Origin of the sequence: Streptomyces sp. NPDC094032 (assembly GCF_040303965.1) — a bacterium.
Lineage (GTDB): Bacteria > Actinomycetota > Actinomycetes > Streptomycetales > Streptomycetaceae > Streptomyces.
Map to the genome: position 1 here is coordinate 130,534 of NZ_JBEOUE010000001.1, position 23,114 is coordinate 153,647.

Consider the following 23,114-nt stretch of genomic DNA (forward strand, 5'->3'; position numbering starts at 1 on the left):
AGGGGTTTCCACACATCAAGCGACATGCACCTCGATGCCCGAAACGCTAGGAGCGCCCTACCACAGCCGCGATCCCAGGCGGGCGAATGGGGCACCCAGGTCCCTCGCCCGGCCTACATTCCGCTCCCTGATCAGCCGGTGAGCTGCGGGAACAGATCGGTGAACGGCGCGGCGGTGGCCGCGATGCCCCGGCCGAAGGGGGCGTCGAAGTCCCAGATGAGGAAGAGCAGGAAGGCGATGAGGGCGCTGAAGAGACCGGCCAGGAGCAACTCCTTGCCGGTGCGCCGGATCTGCAGCGTGAAGATCAGACCCACCGTCACCAGGGCGCCGATGATCAGGCCGAACCACACCACTCCCGGCATCGTGTCGCCCGCGCTCTGCCCGCGGGCCCCGCGCGCGTCGTCGGCGACGGCCACCTGGTCCACCAGCGGCTGGTAGGCCTGGCCCTCGAAGTCGTTCGCCGGCTGGTAGTCGGTCACGCTCCGGCGCACCTTCTCCAGGAGCTCCGTCCCCTTGTCGCTGAGCTCGCCGTGGTCCGACATGTGCGGGAACTCGTCCTGGACGACGAAGCGGACGTACGTGTCGACGTCGGAGCGGATCCGTTCGCGCGCGGCGACCGGGTACACCTCGGCCCGCGCGGAGATCTCGTGCAGCGCCTGCGCCTCCTGGCGCACGGTCTCCTGGGCGGCGCTGCGGGCCTCCCAGACGCCGGCGATGGCGAGGCCGAGGACGATGGCGTAGACCACGCCGATCATCATCGTCATGTACTCGATGACGTCAGGGGTCTCGCTCGGGTCGTCGTCCTCGGGGATCCTCCGGTGGTTGATGACGACGATGGCGAGGACGACGGCGCATGCGGCGGCCATCGCCAGGGTCAGGACGAGCCATTCGGACAAGGTTTCCTCCGTTGGTGGGGCGCGCGGTGGGGCGTGCGTTCAGCGCCCGCGCGGGCGCAGGATCGCGGTCGCGATCACGGCCGGGGCGGTGATGAGCAGGGTGGTGGTGATGACGTTCGGGGCGCTCTTCGGCTTCACCCGGGCCGCCGCGCGCCGGTAGTGCGGCAGGGCCACGGGCGCGGCCGGCCACGGGCGCGCGGTGGGCGAGGGGGAAGGTTTCGGCGGCGCGGGGGGCTCGGCCTCGGGCGTGGCCGGGGCGGGCTTCGGCGGTGGTGCGGGCCTCGGCGGGGGAGGGGTCCGTACGGGCGGGGGCTTCGGGGCCGGCGGGGGCTCGGGGGACGGCGGCGGGGGTGGCGGAGGCGGGGGAGTCGGGGTGGGCTTCGGGGGCGTCGGCGTCGGCGTCGGGGTAGGAGTCGGGGTTGGGGTCGGGGTCGGCGGATCCGTCGGCTCCGGGGGGCACGTCGGGTGCGGTGGATGCGTGGGGTGAGGGGGATGCCCGGGGTGGCCCGGGTGACCCGGGTGCGTCGGATGGGGCGGGTGCGGGTGGTGGTTCGGGTGGCAGTGGCCCGAACCGGCGAAGGAGACCGCGGTGTTCGAACCGTCGGGTCCGGTCGTGGCGGAGGCGCAGGCGTCGGCGGCGACGGGCACCGGTGTGGCGAGCAGCCACACGAGCGCGCCGGCCGCCAGGGGCCGCGCGAGGAGCGAGCCGTACTGAGACAACAGGGACACGCCGAGCAGCATGATCACGCGAATCGGGCCGTAGGCCCGGAACGGCTCAGGATTCCCCCGGTGGGGGGGATCTCGGGGTGTACGGGTTTGACGTTTCCCTTGTCGTTGTCGAACCGTTGGTGTGCACTGGTCCCAAAGCACGTGCGGTTGCGCCGTATTAAGACTTCTTGGGCGGAATTGGGGCGGTGTCTCCGCGGGGTGGGCGGTCAGGCGGGGGAAGTGGCCGGTTGTCACCCCTTGACGGGGCGGGCCGCGCGGTCCCGACCCGTCTCCCGTCTGCCCGGGAGGCACGGCACGACCATATGCACGTGAATTTGCACGGGCCGAAGGCGTGAACTCTTCCGTTCCCACCGCACGTGCCAATGGCGTGTGACCAAGAACGGATCGCGAATTTCCGTTTCCACTCGCTCTCCAGGCAAGCGATCAGTAGCCTCGGCTCGAACGTCGGCCGCGAACACATGGCCGCATCGTCCGTGGCGACTTGTTGGAGACTTTGATGGAGCGTCCCGCCTGGGCTCCGCCGGGCATCGATATTTCGGTGCCGAGCGTGTCCCGAATGTACGACTTCTATCTGGGCGGCTCGCACAATTTCGAAGTGGACCGGGAAACCGCCCGCAAGGCCATGGAGTTCATGCCGGGGCTCCCCAAGATCATGCAGGCGAACCGTGCCTTCATGCGCCGCGCCGTGCGGTACGCCGTTGACAACGACGTCACCCAGTTCCTGGACATCGGCTCCGGCATACCCACCTTCGGCAACGTCCACGAGGTCGCCCAGGCCGCGAGCGACACCGCCCGGGTCGTCTACGTCGACCACGACCCGGTGGCCGTCGCCCACAGCCGGGCCGTGCTCGAAGGCGACGCCCGCACCGCCGTGCTCGCCGCCGACCTGCGCAAGCCGGCCGGGATCCTGGACAGCCGCGAGGTCGGCGAACTCCTGGACCTGGACCGGCCGGTGGCCCTGCTCCTCGTCGCCGTCCTGCACTTCCTGGAGGACGCCGACGACCCGGCCGCCGTCGTCGCCGAGCTGCTCGACGCGCTCGCTCCCGGCAGCCTCCTGGTCCTCACCCACGCCTCGTACGAGGGCATCCCGCTGCCGCAGGAGCGGGCCGGCGGCACCGTCGGCGTCTACCGCGACATGCGCACCCCGCTGGTGATGCGCTCGCGCGAGGAGATCGCCCGCTTCTTCGACGGCACCGGACTCGTCGAGCCCGGACTCGTGTCGATGCCCCACTGGCGGCCCGAGACGTCGGAAGAGGAGGAGGACCCCTACGCCTTCTCCGGGTTCGCAGGGGTGGGGCGCAAGGCGTGAAGGTTCCGTCCCAGCCGGCCGGGTCCGTCGCCGACGCCGACGGCCCCGAGGACAGACTCAGACGGTTCGTGACCATCTGGAGCAGGGCCGTCTTCCCGGTCACCGCGACCTCGATGACCCGTCAGGAGTTCGAACAGCATCTGCTGCCGCTCGCCCGAGTCCTGAGCGGAGCCCTGCGCGCCCGGCCCTTCGACACCGCGCCCGCGCACCGCGTCGGCCAGGCCCTGATCGCCGCGCACTGCACCGATCCCGACGCGCTGGCCCGCAGCCTCGGCGTCGTCGACGCCTATCTGGTGCTGTACTGCGCGGAGGAGCCGGCGGCCGTCGGCGCCACCGCCGAGGAGCTGAGGGCCCGCTGCTCCCGGCTCCAGCACGCCATGGCCGCCGGGTTCGCGCAGGCCCTGCGTGAACGCACGCTGACCGAGCAGGAGTCCATCGCGCACTCGGCGCTCTCCGCCCGCAGCGCCGCCGAACTCGCCCTGCACGCCACCGAGAGCCGCTTCCGCGCGGTCTTCGAGGGCGCGGCGGTCGGCATCGGCATCGCCGACCTGGAGGGCAACGTCCTGGAGGTCAACGAGACCCTCACCCGGATGTTCGGCGGCCTCGAACAGCACGTCCTCAGCCGCAACGTGGCCGAGTGGTCGCACCCCGAGGACCCGCCGCACGTGTGGCGCCTCTACGACGAGCTGGTGCGCGGCGAGCGTGAGCACTACCGGGTGGAGAAGCCGTACTACCGCGGCGACGGCACCGTGCTGTGGACCAACCTGACCGTCTCGCTGCTGCGGGACGCGGCCGGTGTCCCGCGCTACCAGCTGGCGCTGATGGAGGACACCACCGAACGGCGGCTGCTCAACCTGCGGCTGCGGTACGAGGCGACGCACGACGCGCTCACCGGACTGCCCAACCGCACGCTGTTCTTCGAGCGCCTGGAGAAGACCCTCGCGCCCGACGAACGCAACCGCTTCGGCCTCTGCTACCTGGACCTCGACGGCTTCAAGGCCATCAACGACAGCCTCGGCCACGCCACCGGCGACCGGCTGCTCGTGGAGGTCGCCGACCGGTTGCAGGGCTCGGTCACCGCGCCCGGCGAGATGGTGGCCCGGCTCGGCGGCGACGAGTTCGTCGCGCTGACCACCGGGCCCGACAGCCAGCACAAGGTCGCCGAGCTCGCCGACCGGATGCTCGCCGCCCTCGCCGCCCCGATCCGGATCGACGGCCGCGAACTGACCGTGCGCGGCAGCGTCGGCGTGGTCGAGGGCCCGGCGGGGGAGCGCACCGCGGCCGAGGTGCTGCGCAGCGCCGACATCACCATGTACCGGGCCAAGTCGGCGGGCGGCAACCGCTTCGAGTTCGCCGACGCCGAGGCCGACGCCCGGGCCATCACCCGGCACGGGCTCACCACCGCCCTGCCGGCCGCCCTGGAGCGCGGCGAGTTCTTCATCGAGTACCAGCCGCTGGTGCACCTCGACGACGGCAGCGTGCACGGCGCCGAGGCGCTCGTCCGGTGGTGCCATCCGCAGCACGGCGTGCTCGGCCCCGACCGCTTCATCCCGCTCGCCGAGAACACCGGCCTCATCGTGCCGCTGGGCCGCTGGGTGCTCCAGGAGGCCGTGCGCCAGGCCCGGTTCTGGCAGGCCCGGCACGCCGACGGCGGCCCGCTGCGGATCAACGTCAACCTGTCGCCGACCCAGCTGCACCATCCGCGGCTCGTCGCCGACACGGTCGACGTCCTGGAGCGCTCCGGGCTCGAACCCGGCGCGCTCTGCCTGGAGGTGACCGAGTCGGCGCTCATCGGCGCCGACGACGATCTGCTCAAGCCGCTGCGGCAGCTCGCCGAGATGGGCGTGGACATCGCGCTCGACGACTTCGGCACGGGCTACTCGAACCTGGCCAACCTGCGCAGGCTCCCGGTGAGCGTGCTCAAGCTGGACCGTTCCTTCACGCAGGGCATGCAGCAGCACCCGGTGGACCCGGTCGACCTCAAGATCGTGGAGGGGATCGTGCAGCTGGCCCACAGCCTGGAGCTGGCCGTCACGGTCGAGGGCGTGGAGACCGGCGCGCAGGCCCAGCAGCTGCGCGAGCTCGGCTGCGACACGGCCCAGGGCTGGTACTACGCCCGCCCCGGCGCCCCGGACCGCATCCACTCGCTGGTCCTGGCGGACGCGGTGTAGCGCGGACCGGGCTCCGGCCGACGCCGGTGGCTCCAGGACCCGGCCGGACTCAGGACTCGGCCGGGCCCCGCCGGGAGGCCATGAGCAGCTTCTGGAGCTCGCGGGCCGCCCGCGGGGGCGCCACGTCGCTGCGGTGGGCCAGCGCGATCGTGCGCTGGAGCCCCGGCCGGGCCAGGGCCGTGACCCGCAGGTCGCGGCTCGCGCGCGCCGCGACCATCGTGGGGACGACGGCGAGCCCGAGCCCGGCCCGTACGAAACCGAGGACGGCGTCCATCTCGCCGCCCTCCACCGTGAACGAGGGCTCGAAGCCCTCCGCCCGGCACGCCGCCACGGTCAGCTCCCGCAGGTCGTAGCCGTGCCGGAACATCACGAGCGGCTGTTCGCGCAGGTCGGCGACCCGCACCGGGCGGCGCGGGGCGGGGGCCGAGGCCGAGGAGACCACCACCAGCTCCTCGGTCAGCAGCTCCACCGTCGTCAGGGCCGGTGAGGGCGTGGGCAGCGGCAGCACGACCAGGGCCAGGTCGAGCGCGCCGCGCGCCAGCTCGCGTACGAGGTCGTGCGAGCCGCCCTCCTCGATGAGCAGCCGGATCCCCGGGTGCAGGTCGTGGAAGGTGCGCAGCACGTCCGGCAGCAGGCCCGTGCAGAGGCTGGGGGTCGCCCCGAGCCGCACCCGGCCGCGCCGCAGCTGCACCAGCTCCTGCACCTCGTGCCGCGCGGTGTCCGTGTCGGCGAGGATCCGGCGGGCCAGCGGCAGCAGGGCCTCGCCCGCGTCGGTGAGCGCGATGTTGCCGCGGGCCCGGCTGAACAGCTCCGCGCCCAGCTCCTGCTCCAGGGCCTTGATCTGCTGGGAGAGCGAGGGCTGCGAGACATGGACCCGCTCGGCGGCCCGGGTGAAGTGGCGGGTCTCGGCGACGGCGACGAAGTACAGGAGCTGCTGGAACTGCATGGACCCAGCCTACCCCGCACCATAGGGTCCTCCTATCGAGATCAGCCGAACCATGTCTTGGACCTCTCGGGCCGTTCGCCCCTACCGTCGCTGACATGGCTCTGGCAACGAAGACCGAACGGCCCCCGGCGGCCCCGCCCACGCGCGGCTTCTGGGCGTCGACCCTCGGCAAGAAGACCGTCATGGCCGTCAGCGGCCTGACGATGCTCGCGTACCTCGTCGCCCATGTCGCGGGCAACCTGAAGGTCTTCTTCGGCCCCGAGGAGTTCAACGGCTACGCCCACTGGCTGCGCACCATGGGCGCCCCCGTGCTGCACCACGAGTGGGCCCTGTGGGCCGCCCGGATCGTGCTGGTCGCCGCCGTCGTCGCCCACGCCGTCTCCGCGTACCAGCTCAGCAGGCGCGACCTGAGGGCCCGCCCCACCGCGTACGTCCACAAGCGCCGGCGGGCGAGCTACGCGACCCGCACCATGCGCTGGGGTGGCGTCGTCGTCGGTCTCTTCATCGTCTGGCACATCCTCGACCTGACCACCGGCACCGTCCACCCCGGCGGCTTCCAGGAGGGCAGGCCGTACGAGAACGTCGTCGACACCTTCTCCACCTGGTACGGCAACGTGATCTATATCGTCGCCATGCTCGCCGTCGGGCTCCACGTCCGGCACGGCTTCTGGAGCGCCGCCCAGACCCTCGGCGTCGGCAACGCCCGCCGCGAACGCGTCCTGAAGGCCACGGCCAACGGTCTCGCGCTGCTGCTGACCGCCGGATTCGTCTCCGTACCCGTCGCCGTCATGACCGGAGTGGTGAGCTGAATGACCTCCCCCGACTACATCCTGGGCGCCCCGCTCACCGACGAGAAGGCCCCCACAGGACCCCTCGCCGAACGCTGGGACACCCGCCGCTTCCAGGCGAAGCTGGTCAACCCCGCCAACCGCCGGGGCCACCGCGTCATCGTCGTCGGCACCGGCCTCGCCGGCGGCTCCGCCGGCGCCACCCTCGCCGAACAGGGCTACCAGGTCGTCCAGTTCTGCTACCAGGACTCCCCGCGCCGCGCCCACTCCATCGCCGCCCAGGGCGGCATCAACGCCGCCAAGAACTACCGCAACGACGGCGACTCCGTGCACCGCCTCTTCTACGACACCGTCAAGGGCGGCGACTTCCGCGCCCGCGAGTCCAACGTGCACCGGCTCGCCCAGATCTCCGTCGAGATCATCGACCAGTGCGTCGCCCAGGGCGTGCCCTTCGCCCGCGAGTACGGCGGACTGCTCGACACCCGCTCCTTCGGCGGCGTCCAGGTCTCCCGCACCTTCTACGCCCGGGGCCAGACCGGCCAGCAGCTCCTGCTCGGCGCCTACCAGGCGCTCTCCCGGCAGATCGCCGCCGGCAACGTCGAGATGCACCCGCGCACCGAGATGCTCGACCTGATCGTCGTCGACGGCCGGGCCCGCGGCATCGTCGCCCGCGACCTGGTCACCGGACGGATCTCCACCCACTACGCCGACGCCGTCGTCCTGGCCACCGGCGGCTACGGCAACGTCTTCTACCTCTCCACCAACGCGATGAACTCCAACGCCACCGCCGTCTGGCGGGCCCACCGGCGCGGCGCCCACTTCGCCAACCCCTGCTTCACCCAGATCCACCCCACCTGCATCCCGCGCACCGGCGACCACCAGTCCAAGCTGACCCTGATGAGCGAGTCGCTGCGCAACGACGGACGCATCTGGGTCCCCAAGGCGCACGGCGACACCCGGCCCGCCAACGACATCCCCGAGGACGAGCGCGACTACTACCTGGAGCGGATCTACCCCTCCTTCGGCAACCTCGTCCCCCGCGACATCGCCTCCCGCGCCGCCAAGAACGTCTGCGACGAGGGCAGGGGAGTGGGCCCCGGCGGGCAGGGCGTCTACCTCGACTTCGCCGACGCCATCCGCCGGATGGGCCGCGCCAAGGTCGAGGAGAAGTACGGCAACCTCTTCGACATGTACGCGCGGATCACCGCGGAGGACCCGTACGAGGTGCCGATGCGGATCTACCCCGCCGTGCACTACACGATGGGCGGACTCTGGGTCGACTACGACCTCCAGACCACCGTCCCGGGCCTCTTCGCCATCGGCGAGGCCAACTTCTCCGACCACGGCGCCAACCGGCTCGGCGCCTCCGCCCTCATGCAGGGCCTCGCCGACGGCTACTTCGTGCTCCCCGCCACCATCAACGACTACCTGGCCCGCCACCCGCACGACACCCCCGTCACCGACGCCCACCCGGAGGTACGGGAGGTGCTCGCCGACACCGAGGACCGGCTGAACCTCCTGCTCGCCGTCGACGGCGACCGCACCCCCGACTCCTTCCACCGCGAACTCGGCGAGCTCATGTGGGAGTTCTGCGGCATGGCCCGCACCGAGGAGGGCCTGCGGAAGGCGCTGCGCCGGATCCCCGAGATCAGGGAGGAGTTCTGGCGCCGCATCAAGGTCCCCGGCACCGGAGAGGAGTTCAACCAGTCCCTGGAGAAGGCCAACCGGATCGTCGACTACCTCGAACTCGCCGAGCTGATGTGCCTCGACGCCCTCCACCGCGCCGAGTCCTGCGGCGGCCACTTCCGCGAGGAGTCCCAGACCGCGGACGGCGAGGCCGCCCGCCGCGACGAGGAGTTCTCGTACGTCGCCGCCTGGGAGTTCGCGGCTTCCGGCACCCCGGTCCTCCACAAGGAGGACCTCGTCTTCGAACATGTCCACCCCACCCAGCGGAGCTACGCATGAGGCTCACCCTGCGCGTCTGGCGCCAGCGAAACGCCGACGCCGAAGGCGCCATGGCCACCTACGACGTCGACGGCGTCTCGCCCGACATGTCCTTCCTGGAGATGCTGGACACCCTCAACGAGGACCTGATCCTGCGCGGTGAGGACCCCGTCGCCTTCGACCACGACTGCCGCGAGGGCATCTGCGGCGCGTGCAGCCTCGTCATCGACGGCGACGCCCACGGCCCCGAGCGCACCACCACCTGCCAGCTGCACATGCGCGCGTTCCGCGACGGCGACACCATCGACGTCGAACCCTGGCGGGCCGCCGCCTTCCCGGTCGTCAAGGACCTCGTCGTCGACCGCTCCGCCTTCGACCGGATCATCCAGGCCGGCGGTTACGTCAGCGTCCCCACCGGCTCCGCGCCCGAGGCCCACGCCACCCCCGTCCCCAAGGCCGACGCCGACTTCGCCTTCGAGCACGCCGAGTGCATCGGCTGCGGCGCCTGCGTCGCCGCCTGCCCCAACGGCTCGGCGATGCTCTTCACCTCCGCCAAGGTCAACCACCTGGGCGTGCTGCCCCAGGGCGCGCCCGAGCGCGAGACCCGGGTCCTCGACATGGTCGCCCAGATGGACGCCGAGGGCTTCGGCGGCTGCACCCTCACCGGGGAGTGCGCGACGGCCTGCCCCAAGGGCATCCCGCTGCCGTCGATCGCGGCGATGAACAGGGAATGGCTGCGGGCGCGGCGGAAGGCGCGCGGCTGAATCCGGACAGTCTGGGAGCGTGAGCCCCACCACGTCCGGCGCCCCGGGACGAAAGATCGTTCACAAGATCACCGTGATCTTCGCAGAACTTTCGTCCCGGGGCGCTTCTGTGCGCCGGAACAGCAAGATCAACTCCGTTCAAGGCTGTACTGATCATGGCGAGTTGTCCATATCGCAGCCAACCTCCCTCGGGCGATTTCCGGCGTTCCCGCACCTCCGGGTACTGATGGGTGCTGCCGGGGGCATATGACCAAACCCCCGGTCGTACCCGTCCATTTGGGGGTTTCATGTCCAGCATCACCCGCCGCCAGGCCCTGGGTGTCGCCGCGGGCGCCGCCGGTGCCGTCGCCGGCCTCGCCCTGGCCGGCACCGCAGGCGCCGCCACACCGCGCACGGCCGCACCGGCCGCCGGCCCGGCACCGGCCGCCTTCGACGAGGTCTACCAGGGCCGCCGCATCAAGGGCGGCCCGTCGCACGACGGCGGTCACCACGGGGGGCACCACGGGGGCGGCTACTCCGTGACGATCGACGGCGAGGAACTGCACGTCATGCAGAACGCCGACGGCACCTGGATCAGCGTCATCAACCACTACGAGCCCGTCGCCACGCCCAGGGCCGTGGCCCGCGCGGCCGTACGCGAGCTCCAGGGGGCACCGCTCGTGCCCCTCACCCTCGCCTGACCCGATCCCGCACGCCCGTTCCACCCAGGAGCCGTACCACCGTGACCGTACGCAAGAACCAGGCCGCCCTCACCGCCGACGAGAAGCGCCGCTTCGTCGCCGCCCTCCTCGAACTCAAGCGCTCGGGGCGCTACGACACCTTCGTCACCACCCACAACGCCTTCATCATGAGCGACACCGACAGCGGCGACCGCGTCGGCCACCGCTCGCCCTCCTTCCTGCCCTGGCACCGCCGCTTCCTCATACAGTTCGAGCAGGCGCTCCAGTCCGTCGACCCGACCGTCACCCTGCCCTACTGGGACTGGACCGCCGACCGCGCCGCGAGCGCCTCGCTCTGGGCCCCCGATTTCCTCGGCGGCACCGGCAGAGCCCGCGACGGGCAGGTCCTCGACGGCGCCTTCGCCCGCTCCGGCAACCGCTGGACCATTACCGTCCGCGTCGACGGCCGCGACTACCTCCGCCGCGACCTGGGCGCCGGCGGCCGCCAGCTGCCGACCCGCGCCGAGGTCGACTCCGTCCTCGCCATGGAGACCTACGACATGGCCCCCTGGAACAGCTCGTCGGACGGCTTCCGCAACCACCTGGAGGGCTGGCGCGGCGTCAACCTCCACAACCGCGTCCACGTCTGGGTCGGCGGCCAGATGGCCACCGGGGTCTCCCCGAACGACCCGGTGTTCTGGATGCACCACGCCTTCATCGACAAGCTGTGGGCCGACTGGCAGGCCCGCCACCCGCGTTCCCCCTACCTCCCGGCCGCCGGCACCGCCAACGTCGTCGACCTCAACGACACCATGCGCCCGTGGAACGACGTGACCCCGGCCGACATGCTGGACCACACCCGCCACTACACCTACGACACGGCGGCCTAGCCGCTCTCAGCGGGCCTCGCCGGTCGCGGTGAGGCCCAGGGCCCGGGCGAGATAGGGAGCCGTCCTGCTCCCCGCCGCCCGGGCCACCTCCGCGGGCGGGCCCGCCGCCACGATCCGGCCGCCCTCGTCGCCACCGCCGGGACCCAGGTCCACGACCCAGTCCGCGGTGGCGACCACCTCCATGTCGTGCTCGACGACGATCACCGTGTGACCGGCCTCCGCGAGCCCGTGCAGCTGGCGCATCAGGACCTCCACGTCCGCCGGATGGAGTCCCGTCGTCGGCTCGTCCAGCACGTACAGGGTGTGCGCCCGGCGCGGGCGCTGGAGCTCGGAGGCCAGCTTGATCCGTTGCGCCTCCCCGCCGGACAGCTCCGTCGCCGGCTGGCCGAGCCGCAGATAGCCGAGGCCCACGTCGAGCAGCGTGCGCAGACTGCGGGCCGCCGCCGGGACGTCCGCGAAGAACCCGGCGGCCGACTCCACCGTCAGGTCCAGCACCTCCGCGATGGTCAGCCCGCGCAGCCGCACCTGGAGCGTCTCCGGGTTGTAGCGGGCCCCGTGGCAGTCCGGGCAGGGCGCGTACGTGCTCGGCAGGAAGAGCAGCTCGACGGAGACGAAGCCCTCGCCCTGGCAGGTCTCGCACCGCCCGCCGGGCACGTTGAAGGAGAACCTGCCCGCCTTGTAACCGCGCTCCCGCGCCTCGTCGGTGGCGGTGAACAGCTTGCGCACGACGTCGAACAGGCCCGTGTAGGTGGCCAGGTTGGAGCGGGGCGTCCGGCCGATCGGCTTCTGGTCGACCGTCACCAGGCGCCCCACGTCCGGGAGTTCCTCGGACAGGAAGCCCACCAGGGTGGACTTGCCCGAACCGGACACCCCGGTGACGGCCGTGAGCACGCCCAGGGGGAAGGCGGCGTCGAGACCGCGCAGATTGTGACGGTCGACCGGCCCGGTCCGCAGCCACCCGGCGGGCGCGCGCACCTCCCGTACGGGCGTCGGCGCCCGGTCGAAGAGGAAGCGGCGGGTCGCCGACTCCGCCACCTCCGCGAGCCCGCCCGGCGGGCCGCTGTGCAGCACCCGGCCGCCGTGCTCCCCGGCCCGCGGGCCCACGTCCACCAGCCAGTCCGCGTGCCGCACCACGTCCAGATGGTGCTCGACGACGAACACCGTGTTCCCCGCCGCCTTCAGCCGGTCCAGGACCACGAGCAGGGCCTCGGTGTCCGCCGGGTGCAGCCCCGCCGACGGCTCGTCGAGCACGTACACGACCCCGAAGAGCCCCGAACGCAGCTGGGTGGCGAGCCGCAGCCGCTGGAGCTCGCCGTTGGACAGCGTCGGCGTCGCCCGGTCGAGGCTGAGGTAGCCGAGGCCGAGCTCCGTGACCGTGCCGATCCGCGCCACCAGGTCCTCGCCGAGGACCCGGGCGGTCTCGGACGTGGCGCCGTCCTCCGGTGCCGTCGCCCGGGTCAGCGTCCCGGCCAGGTCGGTCAGCGGCAGCGCGGCGAGCTCCGCGATGGTCCGGCCCGCGAAGGTCACCGCCATCGCCTCCGGCCGCAGCCGCCCGCCCCCGCACACCGGACACGGGCTGCTGGTCAGGAACCGCTCCGCCTTCGCCCGCAGGGTCGCGCTCTTCGAGTCCGAGAACGTGTGCATCACATAGCGCCGGGCGCTCATGTACGTGCCCTGGTACGGGCGCTGGATGCGCCCCGCCTCCCGCACCGGATGGACCGTCACCACGGGCTGCTCGTCCGTGAACAGGATCCACTCCCGGTCCTTCGCGTCCAGCTCCCGCCAGGGCCGGTCCACGTCGTACCCCAGGGTGTCCAGGACGTCCCGCAGGTTCTTGCCCTGCCAGGCCCCCGGCCACGCGGCGATGGCGCCCTCCCGGATCGAGAGCCCCGGGTCGGGGACGAGCAGCTCCTCGCTCGTCCCGTGCACCCGGCCGATCCCGTGACAGGACGGGCACGCCCCGGCGGCGGTGTTGGGGGAGAACGCGTCGGAATCGAGGCGCGGCGCCCCCGGCGGATAGGTCCCGGCGCGGGAGAACAGCATCCGCAGCGAGTTGGAGAGCGTCGTCACCGTACCGACCGAGGAGCGCGCGTTCGGCGAGGCCCTGCGCTGCTCCAGCGAGACCGCGGGCGGCAGCCCGGTGATCTCCCCGACCTTCGGCGCCCCCACCTGGTGGATGAGCCGACGGGCGTACGGCGCCACCGACTCGAAGTAGCGGCGCTGCGCCTCCGCGTAGATCGTGCCGAAAGCCAGCGAGCTCTTCCCCGAGCCCGACACCCCCGTGAACACCGTCAGCGCGTCCCGGGGGACGTCGACGTCCACGCCCTTGAGGTTGTGCTCACGGGCGCCCCGGACGCGGACGAACGGGTCGTGGGGCGTCCCGGGCCCGGGTGGCGCGGTCGGTCCGAGCGGGGCGTCAGTGCGGCTGTGCATCCGCCGATTCTAGGCCGTCCGTCCCGTTTGCCCTGGTCAGGCCCGTCAGGCGGGCGAGCCTGCGGTACGAGTCGAGCAGCGCGCCCCGGTCGTACGTGCTCGTCGTCACCAGCACCTCCCGGGCCCCGGTCTCCGCCACCACCCGCGCCAGCTCCTCGGCGACCCGCTCCTCCGTACCGTGGACGTGCCCCTGGAGCCCCGAGGCGTAGAAGCCGCGCTGCTTCTCCGTCATCCCGGCCGCCTCCAGGCGCTCCACCCGCTCCGGCGGCACCAGCGGCGGGAAGACGCCCCGGGTCCGCGACCAGGCGAGGGACCAGGCCTCCGGCATCAGCAGCCGCCGGGCCTCCTCGTCGGTCGCGGCCACCGCGACCGTGCCCGCCACCATCACGTACGGCTCCGCCGACCACACCGACGGCCGGAACGCGGCCCGGTAGGCGTCGATCGCCTCCAGCATCCGGGCGCGCCCGCGCAGGTCGCCGATGACCAGCGGCAGCCCCGCCGCCGCCGCGACCGTCGCGCCCTCGCCGGTGGCCAGCACGAACGGCGGCACCCGCAGGCCCTCCGTCGGACGGGCGTGCACCTGTGGATGGGCGGTCTGCTCGCCGGTGAACCAGCCCAGCAGCTCCGTCAGTTGCTCCCCGAACCGGTCGGCGTCCTCCTTGTCCCGGCCGAGCGCCCGCCGGATGCCGTCGGTGAAGCCGACCGACCGTCCGAGGCCCATGTCGATCCGGCCCGGGAAGAGCGACTCCAGCACCCCGAACTGCTCGGCCACCACCATCGGCTGGTGGTTCGGCAGCATCACGCCGCCCGTCCCCACCCGGATCCGTGAGGTCGCCCCCGCCACCGCCGCGGCCAGCACTGCGGGCGCCGAACCGGCCACCCCCGGCACGCTGTGGTGCTCGGACACCCAGAACCGGTGGTACCCCAGCGCCTCCGCCTCCCGGGCGAGCCGCACGGTGTCGCGCAGCGCCTGTCCGCCGTCCTCGCCCTCCCGGGTGCGGGAACGGTCCAGGACGGAGAACCGGATGCCTTCGAGTGCCGTTGTTGTCAGGGTGCTCACACAGGGTTCAACGCGCCGGGGCGGCGGGGATTCCCGCGCGCCCGGCCGCAGAGCGGGTGCCTAGGCTGGGGGAGTGACCCGACACCGCAGGCCCGTGGCCGTCTTCGACCTGGACAACACCCTGAGCTCCACCGCGCACCGCCAGCACTTCCTGGAGGGCAGGCCGCGCGACTGGGCCTCGTTCTTCGCCGCGGCGCCCCAGGACCCGCCGCTCGCCGAGGGCGTCGCGCTGTGCGTGGAGGCCGCCGAGGAGTGCGACGTCGTCTACCTGACCGGCCGGCCCGAGCGCTGCCGCCGCGACACTCACGCCTGGCTCGCCGCCCACGGCCTCCCCGAGGGCCCGGTCCACATGCGCCGGGACCGGGACTTCCGCCCGGCCCGGCAGACCAAGCTGGACGTGCTGCGCCGGATCGGGGAGGACCGCGAGATCCGCATGCTCGTCGACGACGACGAGCTGGTCTGCGACGCGGCCGAGCAGGCCGGCTTCACCGTGGTCCGTGCGCGATGGGCGACACCGTCGCAGGCACTGTCGGAGGCGCAGGAACGGGAGGGGCGGACCTGACCCGGCGGACCTGACCCGGCGGACCTGACGTGCCCCGACCTCAGCCCTCGTCCTCCAGCCGGAAGCCGACCTTGAGTCCGACCTGGTAGTGCTCGATCGCCCCGTCGACGAGATGCCCCCGGACCTGGGTGACCTCGAACCAGTCGAGGCCCCTCAGGGTCTGTGCGGCGCGCTCGATGCCGTTGCGGATGGCCTCGTCGACGCCCTCGGTGGACGTGCCGACGATCTCGGTGACGCGGTAGGTGTGGTTCGACATGGGAGCCGGACTCCTCTCGGTGCGTTCCCTCCACCGTGCCCCACCTCGCCGGGGTCCGCGACACGTCCGCCGCCGCCCGGCCGACGCCGCGCCGGGCGGCCGAGTTGGTCAAGGACTTGACCATCCGCTTTGGTCCAGACCAGAATCCAGGCCACATACCCGCGCGAACCTCCCGTTAGGTCCCCCCACACGTCGGGTCAGCCCCCCATGCCGCCGCAGTCCATGCCGCAGCCCGTGCCCTGGAACGCAGAAGGTGACCCACGTGAAGAACCGCCGTCTCGCCTGTCCGCTGATAGTCGTCTCCGCCCTCGTCCTGTCGGGGTGCGGTCTCCTTCCGGGCGGCGGTGGCACCCGCACGGTCAACGTCTGGCTGATGCGGGACAGCGTCAGCGACGACTTCCTCCAGCGCTTCACGAAGGACTTCGAGGCCGAGCACGACGACATCGAGCTGAAGTTCACCATCCAGGAGTGGACCGGCATCGGCAAGAAGGTCACCGAGGCCATCGAGGGCGACGGCGGACCCGACGTCATCGAGGTCGGCAACACCCAGGTCGCCCAGTACGCCGACACCGAGAAGCTGTACGACCTCACCCTGGAGTCGGTCCGCGACCTCGGCAGCCAGGACTGGCTCCCCGGTCTCGCCGTCCCCGGCTCCATCGGCGGCGCCCAGTACGGCATCCCCTGGTACGCGGCCAACCGCATCGTCATCTACAACAAGGACCTCTTCGCGCAGGGCGGCATCACCAAGCCGCCCGCCACCCGCGACCAGTGGCTCGACGACACCGAGAAGCTCAACAAGGACGACACCCAGGGCATCTACCTCGCGGGCCAGGACTGGTACACCCTGTCCGGCTTCATCTGGGACGAGGGCGGCGAACTCGCCGTCGACAAGGGCGGCGCGTGGACCGGCGCCCTGGACAGCGACGCCGCCCTGCGGGGCATGGAGTTCTACAAGCAGCTCCAGTCGCACGGCCAGGGCCCCAAGGACGCCGACGAGCAGAACCCGCCGCAGGCCGAGGTCTTCGCCAAGGGCAAGGTCGCCCAGATCATCGCGACCCCCAGCGCCATCCCCGTCATCACCAAGGCCAACCCCGGCCTCAAGGACAAGCTGGGCTTCTTCCCCATCCCCGGCAAGAAGGCCGGCCAGCCCTGCGCCGTCTTCACCGGCGGCTCCGACCTGATCATCCCGGAGAACGCCCCCGAGCGCGCCGCCGCGCTCGACGTCGTCAAGGCCCTGGCCGGCGAGAAGTGGCAGACAGACCTGGCCCGCGCCATGAACTACGTCCCCAACAAGGCCTCGCTCGCCTCCGCCGTCGAGGACCAGGAGGCCACCGCCACCATGGCCGTCGGCGCCGCCCGCGGCCGCGCCACCCCGAACTCCCCGCAGTGGGCCGACATCGAGGGCAGCAACCCCATCAAGCCGTACATGACCGCCGTCCTCCAGGGCGGCGACCCGAAGCAGGCCGCCAAGGAGGCGTCCGAGCAGATCACGAGCGGCCTCGCGGAGTAGACGCGGCAGGGTCCCGCCCGCCGGACAGCATTCAGCGCCTCCACACCAACCGGCCCCCGCACGGTCACGTCGAATCCAGCCGGTCACGGAAGAAACAAGGAGCCGGACCACCGCCCGAACGGTCCGGCTCCCACCGTCCCTTCCGTACCGCCGGAGGAGCCCGACATGGCCGCAGTACCCGTCGCCAAGACCGTCGCCGCACCCGTCGTGACCGTACCGGCCCAGCCCGGGGCCGCGCCCCAGCCCCGATACGTCGTCGGCCTCGCCCGCGACCAGGAGGAGGTCCGCGCCGCCCAGCGGCTGCGCCACCAGGTCTTCGCGGGCGAGATGGGCGCCGTCCTCGACGGGCCGGAACCCGGCCTCGACAGCGACGCCTTCGACGCCTACTGCGACCACCTCCTCGTACGGGTCGAGGAGACCGGCGAGGTCGTCGGCACCTACCGGGTGCTGCCGCCCGAGCGCGCCGCCGTCGCGGGCCGGCTCTACTCGGAGAGCGAGTTCGACCTCACCCGGCTCGCCCCCATCCGCCACGACCTGGTCGAGGTCGGCCGCTCCTGCGTCCACCCCGCCCACCGCAACGGCGCCGTGATCGCCCTCATCTGGGCCGGGCTCGCCCGCTACATGACCCGCACCGGGCACGAGTGGCTCGCCGGCTGCTGCTCGGTCCCGCTCGCCGACGGCGGCACCCTCGCCGCCGCCACCTGGGACACCGTCAAGGCCAAGCACCTCGCGCCCGAGGAGTACTGGGTCACCCCGCACCGGCTCTGGACCCCCGAGGGCGCCGCCCCCGCCCAGGGCCGCACCGAGCTGCCCCCGCTGCTGCGCGGCTACCTCCGGCTCGGCGCCTGGGTGTGCGGCGCCCCCGCCCACGACCCCGACTTCGGCGTCGCCGACCTCTACGTCCTGCTGTCGCTGCGCCGCACCAACCCCCGCTACCTCCGCCACTTCCTCTCGCTCGCCCCGGCCCGGTGAGCACCCCCACGGCCCCCTCGCCGTGGCTCCCCACGGCGCCCTGCACCCCGGGCCGGTGCGCCGCCCACCCCGGGCCCGACGCCCCGCGCGTCGCGGCGGCCCGGGGGGTGCTCCGGCTTGCCGCCGGACTCACGGCCGTGCTCCTCGGGCTGCTGCTCGCCCCGCTCACGGCCGCCCTCCCGGCCCCCTGGCGGCGGCTCCTCGTCCGCCGCTGGTGCCGGGCGGTGATCCGCGCCTTCGGGGTACGGATCCGGGTGCACGGCCCGGTGACGCCTCCCGGCGGGCCGCTCCTGGTGGTGGCGAACCATGTCTCCTGGCTGGACGTCCCGCTGATCGCCGCCGTCCTGCCCGGCCGGATGCTCGCCAAGCGCGAGGTGCGCGGCTGGCCCCTGCTCGGCAGGCTCGCGGCCTCCGGCGGCACCCTGTTCATCGACCGCGACCGGCTCAGGAGCCTGCCCGGCACCGTGGGCGCCCTGAGCTGCGTCCTGGCGGGCGGCGGCCGGGTGGTGGTCTTCCCCGAGGGCTCGACCTGGTGCGGGCGCGCCGGGGGCGCCTTCCGCCCGGCCGCGTTCCAGGCCGCCGTGGACACCGGCTCCGCCGTCCAGCCCGTACGGATCGACTACCGGCCCACGGGACCTGCGGCGTTCGTCGGGGACGACCCCCTGGGGGCGTCGCTGTGGCGGATCGCGAGGGCCCGGCGGCTTGTCGCCGACATCCGGCTCGCGGAGCCGATACCCGGCGCCCGGCATCCGGACCGCCGCGCCCTCGCCCGCGCCGCCGAGGCCGCCGTCCACCCCCGGCGGGCCCCGTACACCGTCCCCCCGTACACCGTCTCCGCGTACACCGTCCCCCGTCAGCCCACGGTCGCGAGCGAGAGCGCGAATCGGCCCGCCTCGTCCGTCCACCAGTGCGCCAGCGTGAGCCCGGCCCCCGCCAGCTCCTTGCGCACCCCCTCCTGACGGAACTTCGCCGACACCTCCGTCCGCAGCTCCTCGCCCGCCTCGAACGACACCACCAGATCCAGCTCGGGGATCTTCACCGCGAGCGCGTGCCGTGCCCGCAGCCGCATCTCGATCCACTCGCGCTCGCGGTCCCACAGCGCCACGTGCTCGAAGTCCTCCGGATGGGCGTCCGCGCCCAGTTCCCGGTCGACGACCGCGAGCACGTTCTTGTTGAACGCGGCCGTCACCCCGGCCGCGTCGTCGTACGCGGCCACCAGGGTCGCCTCGTCCTTCACCAGGTCCGTGCCGAGCAGCAGCGCGTCGCCGGGCGCCAGCATGCCCCGTACCGCGCGCAGGAACTCCCGCCGCTCCTCGGGCAGGAGGTTGCCGATCGTGCCGCCGAGGAACGCCACCAGGCGCGGCCCCGGCGTATCGGGCAGGTCGAGGCCGTGGGTGAAGTCGGCCACCAGGGCGTGCACGCGCAGCCCCGGGTGCTCGGCGAGCAGCGCCTCGCCCGCTCCCCGCAGCGCCGACTCGCTCACGTCCACCGGCACATAGGCGTCGAGCCCCGGCAGCAGCGCGTCGATCAGATGACGGGTCTTCTCGGAGGAGCCGGAACCGAGCTCCACCAGGGTCCGCGCCCCGGTCGCCGCCGCGATGTCCCGCGAGCGGGCGACGAGGATCTCCCGCTCGGCGCGCGTCGGGTAGTACTCGGGGAGCCGGGTGATCTCCTCGAACAGCTCGCTGCCCCGGGCGTCGTAGAACCACTTCGGCGGCAGCTCCTTGGGCGTGCGGGTGAGGCCGTGCAGGACGTCGGCGCGCAGCGCGGCGCCCGTGGCGTCCTCGGGCAGGGTGCGGGTCAGCTGGAACGGGCTCACGGGGAGGGCTCCTTGAGCGGGGTGAGGGAGACGCCGGAGCGGGACGCGGTGAGGACCGTGCGGTCCGGTACCGGGCGCCAGCGCGGGTCGTCGTCGTACGGTTCGGAGGCCACGACCACGCGGTCGGGGCCGGTGAGACAGCTGAGCGAGTTCCCCCAGGCCGTGGCCGTGATCGTCGATCCGTCGGTGAGCAGCAGGTTGAGCCGGGCCTCCGGGGCCGCCTCCGCCACCTCCCGTACGGTGTCGGCGAGCGCGCGCTCGGGCGCGTCCCCCGCCCGCAGCCGGTGCAGCACGAGCGCCCACACCAGGGCCGAGTCGGTCCCGGCCTCCAGGGCGAGCAGCTCGGCGGCGGGGAGCGTCGCGGCCAGGGCGGCCAGCGACCCCGGCCAGCCCGGGACGGCCCCGTTGTGGCTGAACAGCCACCGGTCCGCCGCGAACGGCGCCGCCGCGGCCTCCCCGTCCGCCGTCGGCAGCGTCGCGCCCCGGACGGCGGCGAGCAGGGCGCCGGTACGGACCACCCGGGCGAGGTCCGCGAAGGAGCGGTCGCCCCAGAGAGGCACCGCCCGCCGGTAGCGGGCGGGCACCAGGTCGTCCGGGGCCCACCAGCCGACCCCGAAGCCGTCGGCGTTCACCACCCCGCTGGTCTGCGACCGGGGTGCCCAGGCCTGGCGCTCCAGGGAGTGCGGCGGCCGCAGCAGCAGCTCCCCGAGCGCCACCGGCTCGCCGAGGTAGGCGAGGTGCCGGCACATCAGACGGGCTCCGCGTCGCGGGCGGTACGGAAGCCGGAGAAGATCTGCCGCCGCACCGGGAGGTCCCAGTTGCGGAAGGTGCCCCGGCAGGCCACCGCGTCGACGGCGAAGGACCCGCCCCGCAGCACCTTGTGCGCGGGCCCGAAGAACACCTCCGAGTACTCCTTGTACGGGAAGGCCCGGAAGCCCGGGTACGGCAGGAAGTCGCTCGACGTCCACTCCCACACGTCACCGATCAGCTGGCGCACCCCGAGCGGCGACGCCCCTTCGGGATAGCTCCCGGCGGGCGCCGGGCCGAGGTGCCGCTGCCCCAGATTGGCGTGTACGGGTCCGGGGTCGGCGTCCCCCCACGGGTAGCGGCGCGAACGGCCGGCCGCCGGGTCGTGGCGGGCGGCCTTCTCCCACTCGGCCTCGGTGGGCAGCCGCCGTCCGGCCCAGCGGGCGAAGGCGTCCGCCTCGTACCAGCTGACGTGCAGCACCGGCTCGTCCTCCGGCACCGGCTCGGTCACCCCGAACCTGCGGCGCAGCCACCGCCCGCCGTCCTGGTGCCAGAACAGCGGTGCCTCGATGGCGTGTTCGCGGATCTGCGCCCAGCCCTCGGGCCGCCACCAGCGCTCCTCGTGGTAGCCGCCGTCGGCCATGAACGCCTGGTAGGCGCCGTTGGTGACCGGGACGGTGTCGAGGAAGAAGGCGGGCACGATCCTCGTATGCGCGGGGCGTTCGTTGTCGAGCGCCCACGGCTCGTCGGACGTACCCATCGTGAACGGGCCGCCCGGCACCAGGACCTCCCGCACCACCGGGCCCGAGGAGTGCGTCCTCGGCGGGGGAGGGGCGGAGAGCGCGGGCGGGCCCTTCCGCAGCTGATGGGTGATCAGCATGGTCTCGTCGTGCTGCTGTTCGTGCTGCGCGATCATCCCGAAGGCGAAGCCCGCGTCGACCAGCGGGCGGCCCTCCAGGCGGGTGTCGCCCAGGACGTCCAGGACCCGGCCCCGGACGTCCGCCGCGTACGCGCGGGCCTCGGCCGGGGCGAGCAGCGGCAGCGAGGGCCGGGTGGCGCGCGGGTGCTCGAAGGCGTCGTACAGCGAGTCGATCTCGGGCCGCAGCGCCTCCCCGCCGGCGACGGCCCGCCACAACCACTGCTCCTCCTGGTTGCCGATGTGCGCCAGGTCCCACACCAGCGGGGACATCAACGGCGAGTGCTGGGCGGTCAGTTCGGAGTCCTCCACGCAGGAGGTGAGCAGCGCGGTCCGCTCCCGCGCCGTGGTCAGTGCCGTGACGGCCCGCAGCCGCAGCGCCTCCGTGTCCCGCCCGGTCATGACACCACCTCCTGGAGCTCGTCGGCCGGACAGCCGCCCGGCACCACGTACCGCTCGCGGAACGCGCCGACCGCGCCCACCACGTCGGCGGACGCCCCGATCCGGGGCAGCGCCTCAAGGGCCGCGTCGAACGCGGCCAGCGCGGCGGCGTGCAGCGCCGGGTCCGCGAGGCCGTCGCGGGCCGCCGCGAGCCAGAGCGGATTGCGCGGCGCGGGTCCCGCCGCCCCGCGCGCCGCCAGCGGCAGCGTCGCCCGGTGGGCCGCCTCGGCCGCCTTCGGGTCCTCGAACAGGGCGGTGGTCAGGGCGATCGGCACCATCCACCCGTCCGGGCCCGGCTGGGCGTCGATCATCCGCAGCTCCAGATGCCCACGCGGCCGTACCGGCGGGAAGAGGGTCGTGACGTGGTAGCGCAGATCGTCCACACCGGGCGGACGCGGCTCGCCGGTGCGCAGCCACTCCCGGAACGTGAGCCGCTCCGGGACCGCCCACGGTCCCTCCGGCATCCGTACGCACAGCACCGGGGTGTCCAGGACGTGCGCCGCCCACTCGCCGCGCGGGTCGCCGTCGGCCGGCGGGGCCAGGGCCCGCGCCGGGTCGAGATCGGCCCACAGCCGCTGCCGGGTGGACCGCCAGCCGGTCCTGCGGCCGCCGTGCAGAGGGGAGTTGGCGAAGGCCGCCACCAGCACCGGGCCCAGCAGATGGGCGAGCTCCCAGCGCCGCCGGTAGCCGAGCGGCCCCGGTCCCTCCACCCCGGCGTCGAGGCAGACCTGCACCGAGGCGGACTCGCACATCATGGCCCGGCCCGAAGGACCGGTCCTGCCGAGGGCGAGCTCCATCGCGTCGTAGCGCGGCTCGTGCAGCACCCGCGCGCGGGGCGCGTGCCAGGGGTCGACCCCGTAGCCGTTGAGCCCGAGTCCGAGGGGGGCGAGTGCCCCGCGCACCGCCCGCAGGTCGGTGGCGAGCGCGTCCAGGCACTCCATGAGGGAGGCGGCGGGCGGCGAGCTGAGCTCCAGCTGCCCGCCGGGTTCGAAGGTGAGGGCCGACACCAGCGGCAGGGCCCGTACGGTGTCGATGGCCGCCGCCAGCCGGGGCGGCGGGACGGGAGTGCGGGGGTCACGCAGCTCGTGGACGAGCCACTCCAGCTCGGCCCCGACCGTGCGGGGCGGTCCGGTCTTGAAGCAGATACATCGCAGCAGGTCCTCGGCCTCGGCCTCGTTGAGCGAGGAACCGCCCTGGGGTATGCCGCTCGTCGGCGACGTGGGCATCGTTGCACCTCCTGGGAAAGCGCTGATTCCACCTAAAGCCACCCGGGGCGGGCGTGCAAGAGCGCCTCCGGCGGCG

At 73.2% G+C, this 23,114-nt stretch carries 22 protein-coding genes; 12 read left to right on the forward strand and 10 right to left on the reverse strand.

The features are described from left to right. Positions 1-131: 131 nt before the first annotated feature. Positions 132-896 (reverse strand): bestrophin-like domain, encoded by a 765-nt coding sequence (locus ABTZ54_RS00440; protein ID WP_351654839.1) that lies wholly within the window; start codon positions 894-896, stop codon positions 132-134. 39 nt (positions 897-935) lie between these two features. Next, a complete protein-coding gene (locus ABTZ54_RS00445) occupies positions 936-1,070 on the reverse strand; it encodes a hypothetical protein (protein WP_351654842.1) in 135 nt (44 codons plus the stop codon). A 415-nt stretch (positions 1,071-1,485) separates the two neighbouring features. On the opposite strand from ABTZ54_RS00445, the gene ABTZ54_RS00450 reads away from it, so the two are divergent. The 3 genes from ABTZ54_RS00450 (at position 1,486) to ABTZ54_RS00460 (ending at position 5,105) form a co-directional block, all read left to right on the forward strand. Beyond that, positions 1,486-1,611, forward strand: a complete 126-nt coding sequence (locus tag ABTZ54_RS00450; protein ID WP_351654844.1) for a hypothetical protein — start codon at positions 1,486-1,488, stop codon at positions 1,609-1,611. Positions 1,612-2,121: 510 nt separating this feature from the next. Further along, positions 2,122-2,934, forward strand: coding sequence for an SAM-dependent methyltransferase (locus tag ABTZ54_RS00455; protein WP_351654847.1), 813 nt, complete (start codon positions 2,122-2,124; stop codon positions 2,932-2,934). Beyond that, the gene (locus ABTZ54_RS00460; protein WP_351654849.1) at positions 2,931-5,105 is read left to right on the forward strand and encodes a putative bifunctional diguanylate cyclase/phosphodiesterase; all 2,175 of its coding nucleotides are present in this window, start codon (positions 2,931-2,933) and stop codon (positions 5,103-5,105) included. The genes ABTZ54_RS00455 and ABTZ54_RS00460 overlap by 4 nt, the downstream gene beginning before the upstream one ends. Positions 5,106-5,154: 49 nt before the next feature. Here the strand turns inward: ABTZ54_RS00460 and ABTZ54_RS00465 are convergent, their stop codons facing one another. Beyond that, positions 5,155-6,051: a LysR family transcriptional regulator gene (locus ABTZ54_RS00465; protein WP_351654852.1), complete on the reverse strand. Its 897-nt coding sequence runs from the start codon at positions 6,049-6,051 to the stop codon at positions 5,155-5,157. 95 nt (positions 6,052-6,146) lie between these two features. Between ABTZ54_RS00465 and ABTZ54_RS00470 the strand changes: the two genes are divergently transcribed. The 5 genes from ABTZ54_RS00470 to melC2 all read left to right on the forward strand — a co-directional run bounded on the left by ABTZ54_RS00470 (position 6,147) and on the right by melC2 (position 11,096). Further along, positions 6,147-6,860: a succinate dehydrogenase gene (locus ABTZ54_RS00470; RefSeq protein WP_351654855.1), complete on the forward strand. Its 714-nt coding sequence runs from the start codon at positions 6,147-6,149 to the stop codon at positions 6,858-6,860. Beyond that, entirely contained in the window at positions 6,861-8,804 is a 1,944-nt protein-coding gene (locus tag ABTZ54_RS00475) for a fumarate reductase/succinate dehydrogenase flavoprotein subunit (protein WP_351654858.1), read from the forward strand. It abuts the gene before it with no gap. After that, entirely contained in the window at positions 8,801-9,547 is a 747-nt protein-coding gene (locus ABTZ54_RS00480; protein ID WP_351654860.1) for a succinate dehydrogenase/fumarate reductase iron-sulfur subunit, read from the forward strand. Before ABTZ54_RS00475 ends, ABTZ54_RS00480 begins: the two co-directional genes overlap by 4 nt. 287 nt (positions 9,548-9,834) lie before the next feature. Next, on the forward strand, positions 9,835-10,227 hold the full coding sequence (gene melC1 / locus ABTZ54_RS00485; protein WP_351654863.1) for an apotyrosinase chaperone MelC1: 393 nt from the start codon (positions 9,835-9,837) through the stop codon (positions 10,225-10,227). A 41-nt stretch (positions 10,228-10,268) separates the two neighbouring features. Then, a complete protein-coding gene (melC2, locus tag ABTZ54_RS00490) occupies positions 10,269-11,096 on the forward strand; it encodes a tyrosinase MelC2 (protein WP_351654866.1) in 828 nt (275 codons plus the stop codon). Between the two features lie 6 nt (positions 11,097-11,102). Here melC2 and ABTZ54_RS00495 read toward each other — a convergent pair whose 3' ends face one another. Together ABTZ54_RS00495 and ABTZ54_RS00500 are read right to left on the reverse strand one after the other, a co-directional pair. Continuing rightward, the gene (locus tag ABTZ54_RS00495) at positions 11,103-13,529 is read right to left on the reverse strand and encodes an ATP-binding cassette domain-containing protein (RefSeq protein ID WP_351654869.1); all 2,427 of its coding nucleotides are present in this window, start codon (positions 13,527-13,529) and stop codon (positions 11,103-11,105) included. Then, positions 13,513-14,589, reverse strand: a complete 1,077-nt coding sequence (locus tag ABTZ54_RS00500; RefSeq protein ID WP_351654872.1) for an LLM class flavin-dependent oxidoreductase — start codon at positions 14,587-14,589, stop codon at positions 13,513-13,515. The genes ABTZ54_RS00495 and ABTZ54_RS00500 overlap by 17 nt, the downstream gene beginning before the upstream one ends. Before the next feature lie 73 nt (positions 14,590-14,662). On the opposite strand from ABTZ54_RS00500, the gene ABTZ54_RS00505 reads away from it, so the two are divergent. Beyond that, the gene (locus tag ABTZ54_RS00505; RefSeq protein WP_351654876.1) at positions 14,663-15,151 is read left to right on the forward strand and encodes a phosphatase domain-containing protein; all 489 of its coding nucleotides are present in this window, start codon (positions 14,663-14,665) and stop codon (positions 15,149-15,151) included. 40 nt (positions 15,152-15,191) lie between these two features. Here ABTZ54_RS00505 and ABTZ54_RS00510 read toward each other — a convergent pair whose 3' ends face one another. Further along, a complete protein-coding gene (locus ABTZ54_RS00510; protein WP_351654879.1) occupies positions 15,192-15,407 on the reverse strand; it encodes a dodecin in 216 nt (71 codons plus the stop codon). 262 nt (positions 15,408-15,669) lie between these two features. On the opposite strand from ABTZ54_RS00510, the gene ABTZ54_RS00515 reads away from it, so the two are divergent. The 3 genes from ABTZ54_RS00515 (at position 15,670) to ABTZ54_RS00525 (ending at position 18,848) form a co-directional block, all read left to right on the forward strand. Beyond that, positions 15,670-16,917 carry an extracellular solute-binding protein gene (locus tag ABTZ54_RS00515; protein WP_351654882.1) on the forward strand — a complete coding sequence of 416 codons (1,248 nt, stop codon included), beginning with the start codon at positions 15,670-15,672 and terminating at the stop codon, positions 16,915-16,917. A 165-nt stretch (positions 16,918-17,082) separates the two neighbouring features. Further along, positions 17,083-17,889, forward strand: coding sequence for a GNAT family N-acetyltransferase (locus ABTZ54_RS00520; protein ID WP_351654885.1), 807 nt, complete (start codon positions 17,083-17,085; stop codon positions 17,887-17,889). Further along, a complete protein-coding gene (locus ABTZ54_RS00525; protein ID WP_351654888.1) occupies positions 17,886-18,848 on the forward strand; it encodes a lysophospholipid acyltransferase family protein in 963 nt (320 codons plus the stop codon). The genes ABTZ54_RS00520 and ABTZ54_RS00525 overlap by 4 nt, the downstream gene beginning before the upstream one ends. Here ABTZ54_RS00525 and egtD read toward each other — a convergent pair. From egtD to egtA, 4 genes are read right to left on the reverse strand one after another with little or no spacing between them, the layout of a single operon-like run. Next, positions 18,743-19,708 carry an L-histidine N(alpha)-methyltransferase gene (egtD, locus tag ABTZ54_RS00530; protein ID WP_351654890.1) on the reverse strand — a complete coding sequence of 322 codons (966 nt, stop codon included), beginning with the start codon at positions 19,706-19,708 and terminating at the stop codon, positions 18,743-18,745. The two genes, ABTZ54_RS00525 and egtD, sit on opposite strands and share 106 nt — an antisense overlap. Beyond that, the gene (gene egtC / locus ABTZ54_RS00535; RefSeq protein WP_351654893.1) at positions 19,705-20,457 is read right to left on the reverse strand and encodes an ergothioneine biosynthesis protein EgtC; all 753 of its coding nucleotides are present in this window, start codon (positions 20,455-20,457) and stop codon (positions 19,705-19,707) included. Before egtC ends, egtD begins: the two co-directional genes overlap by 4 nt. Continuing rightward, positions 20,457-21,773, reverse strand: a complete 1,317-nt coding sequence (gene egtB / locus ABTZ54_RS00540; protein ID WP_351654896.1) for an ergothioneine biosynthesis protein EgtB — start codon at positions 21,771-21,773, stop codon at positions 20,457-20,459. Before egtB ends, egtC begins: the two co-directional genes overlap by 1 nt. After that, positions 21,770-23,038 carry an ergothioneine biosynthesis glutamate--cysteine ligase EgtA gene (gene egtA / locus ABTZ54_RS00545; RefSeq protein ID WP_351654899.1) on the reverse strand — a complete coding sequence of 423 codons (1,269 nt, stop codon included), beginning with the start codon at positions 23,036-23,038 and terminating at the stop codon, positions 21,770-21,772. Before egtA ends, egtB begins: the two co-directional genes overlap by 4 nt. Between the last annotated feature and the right edge of the window lie 76 nt (positions 23,039-23,114).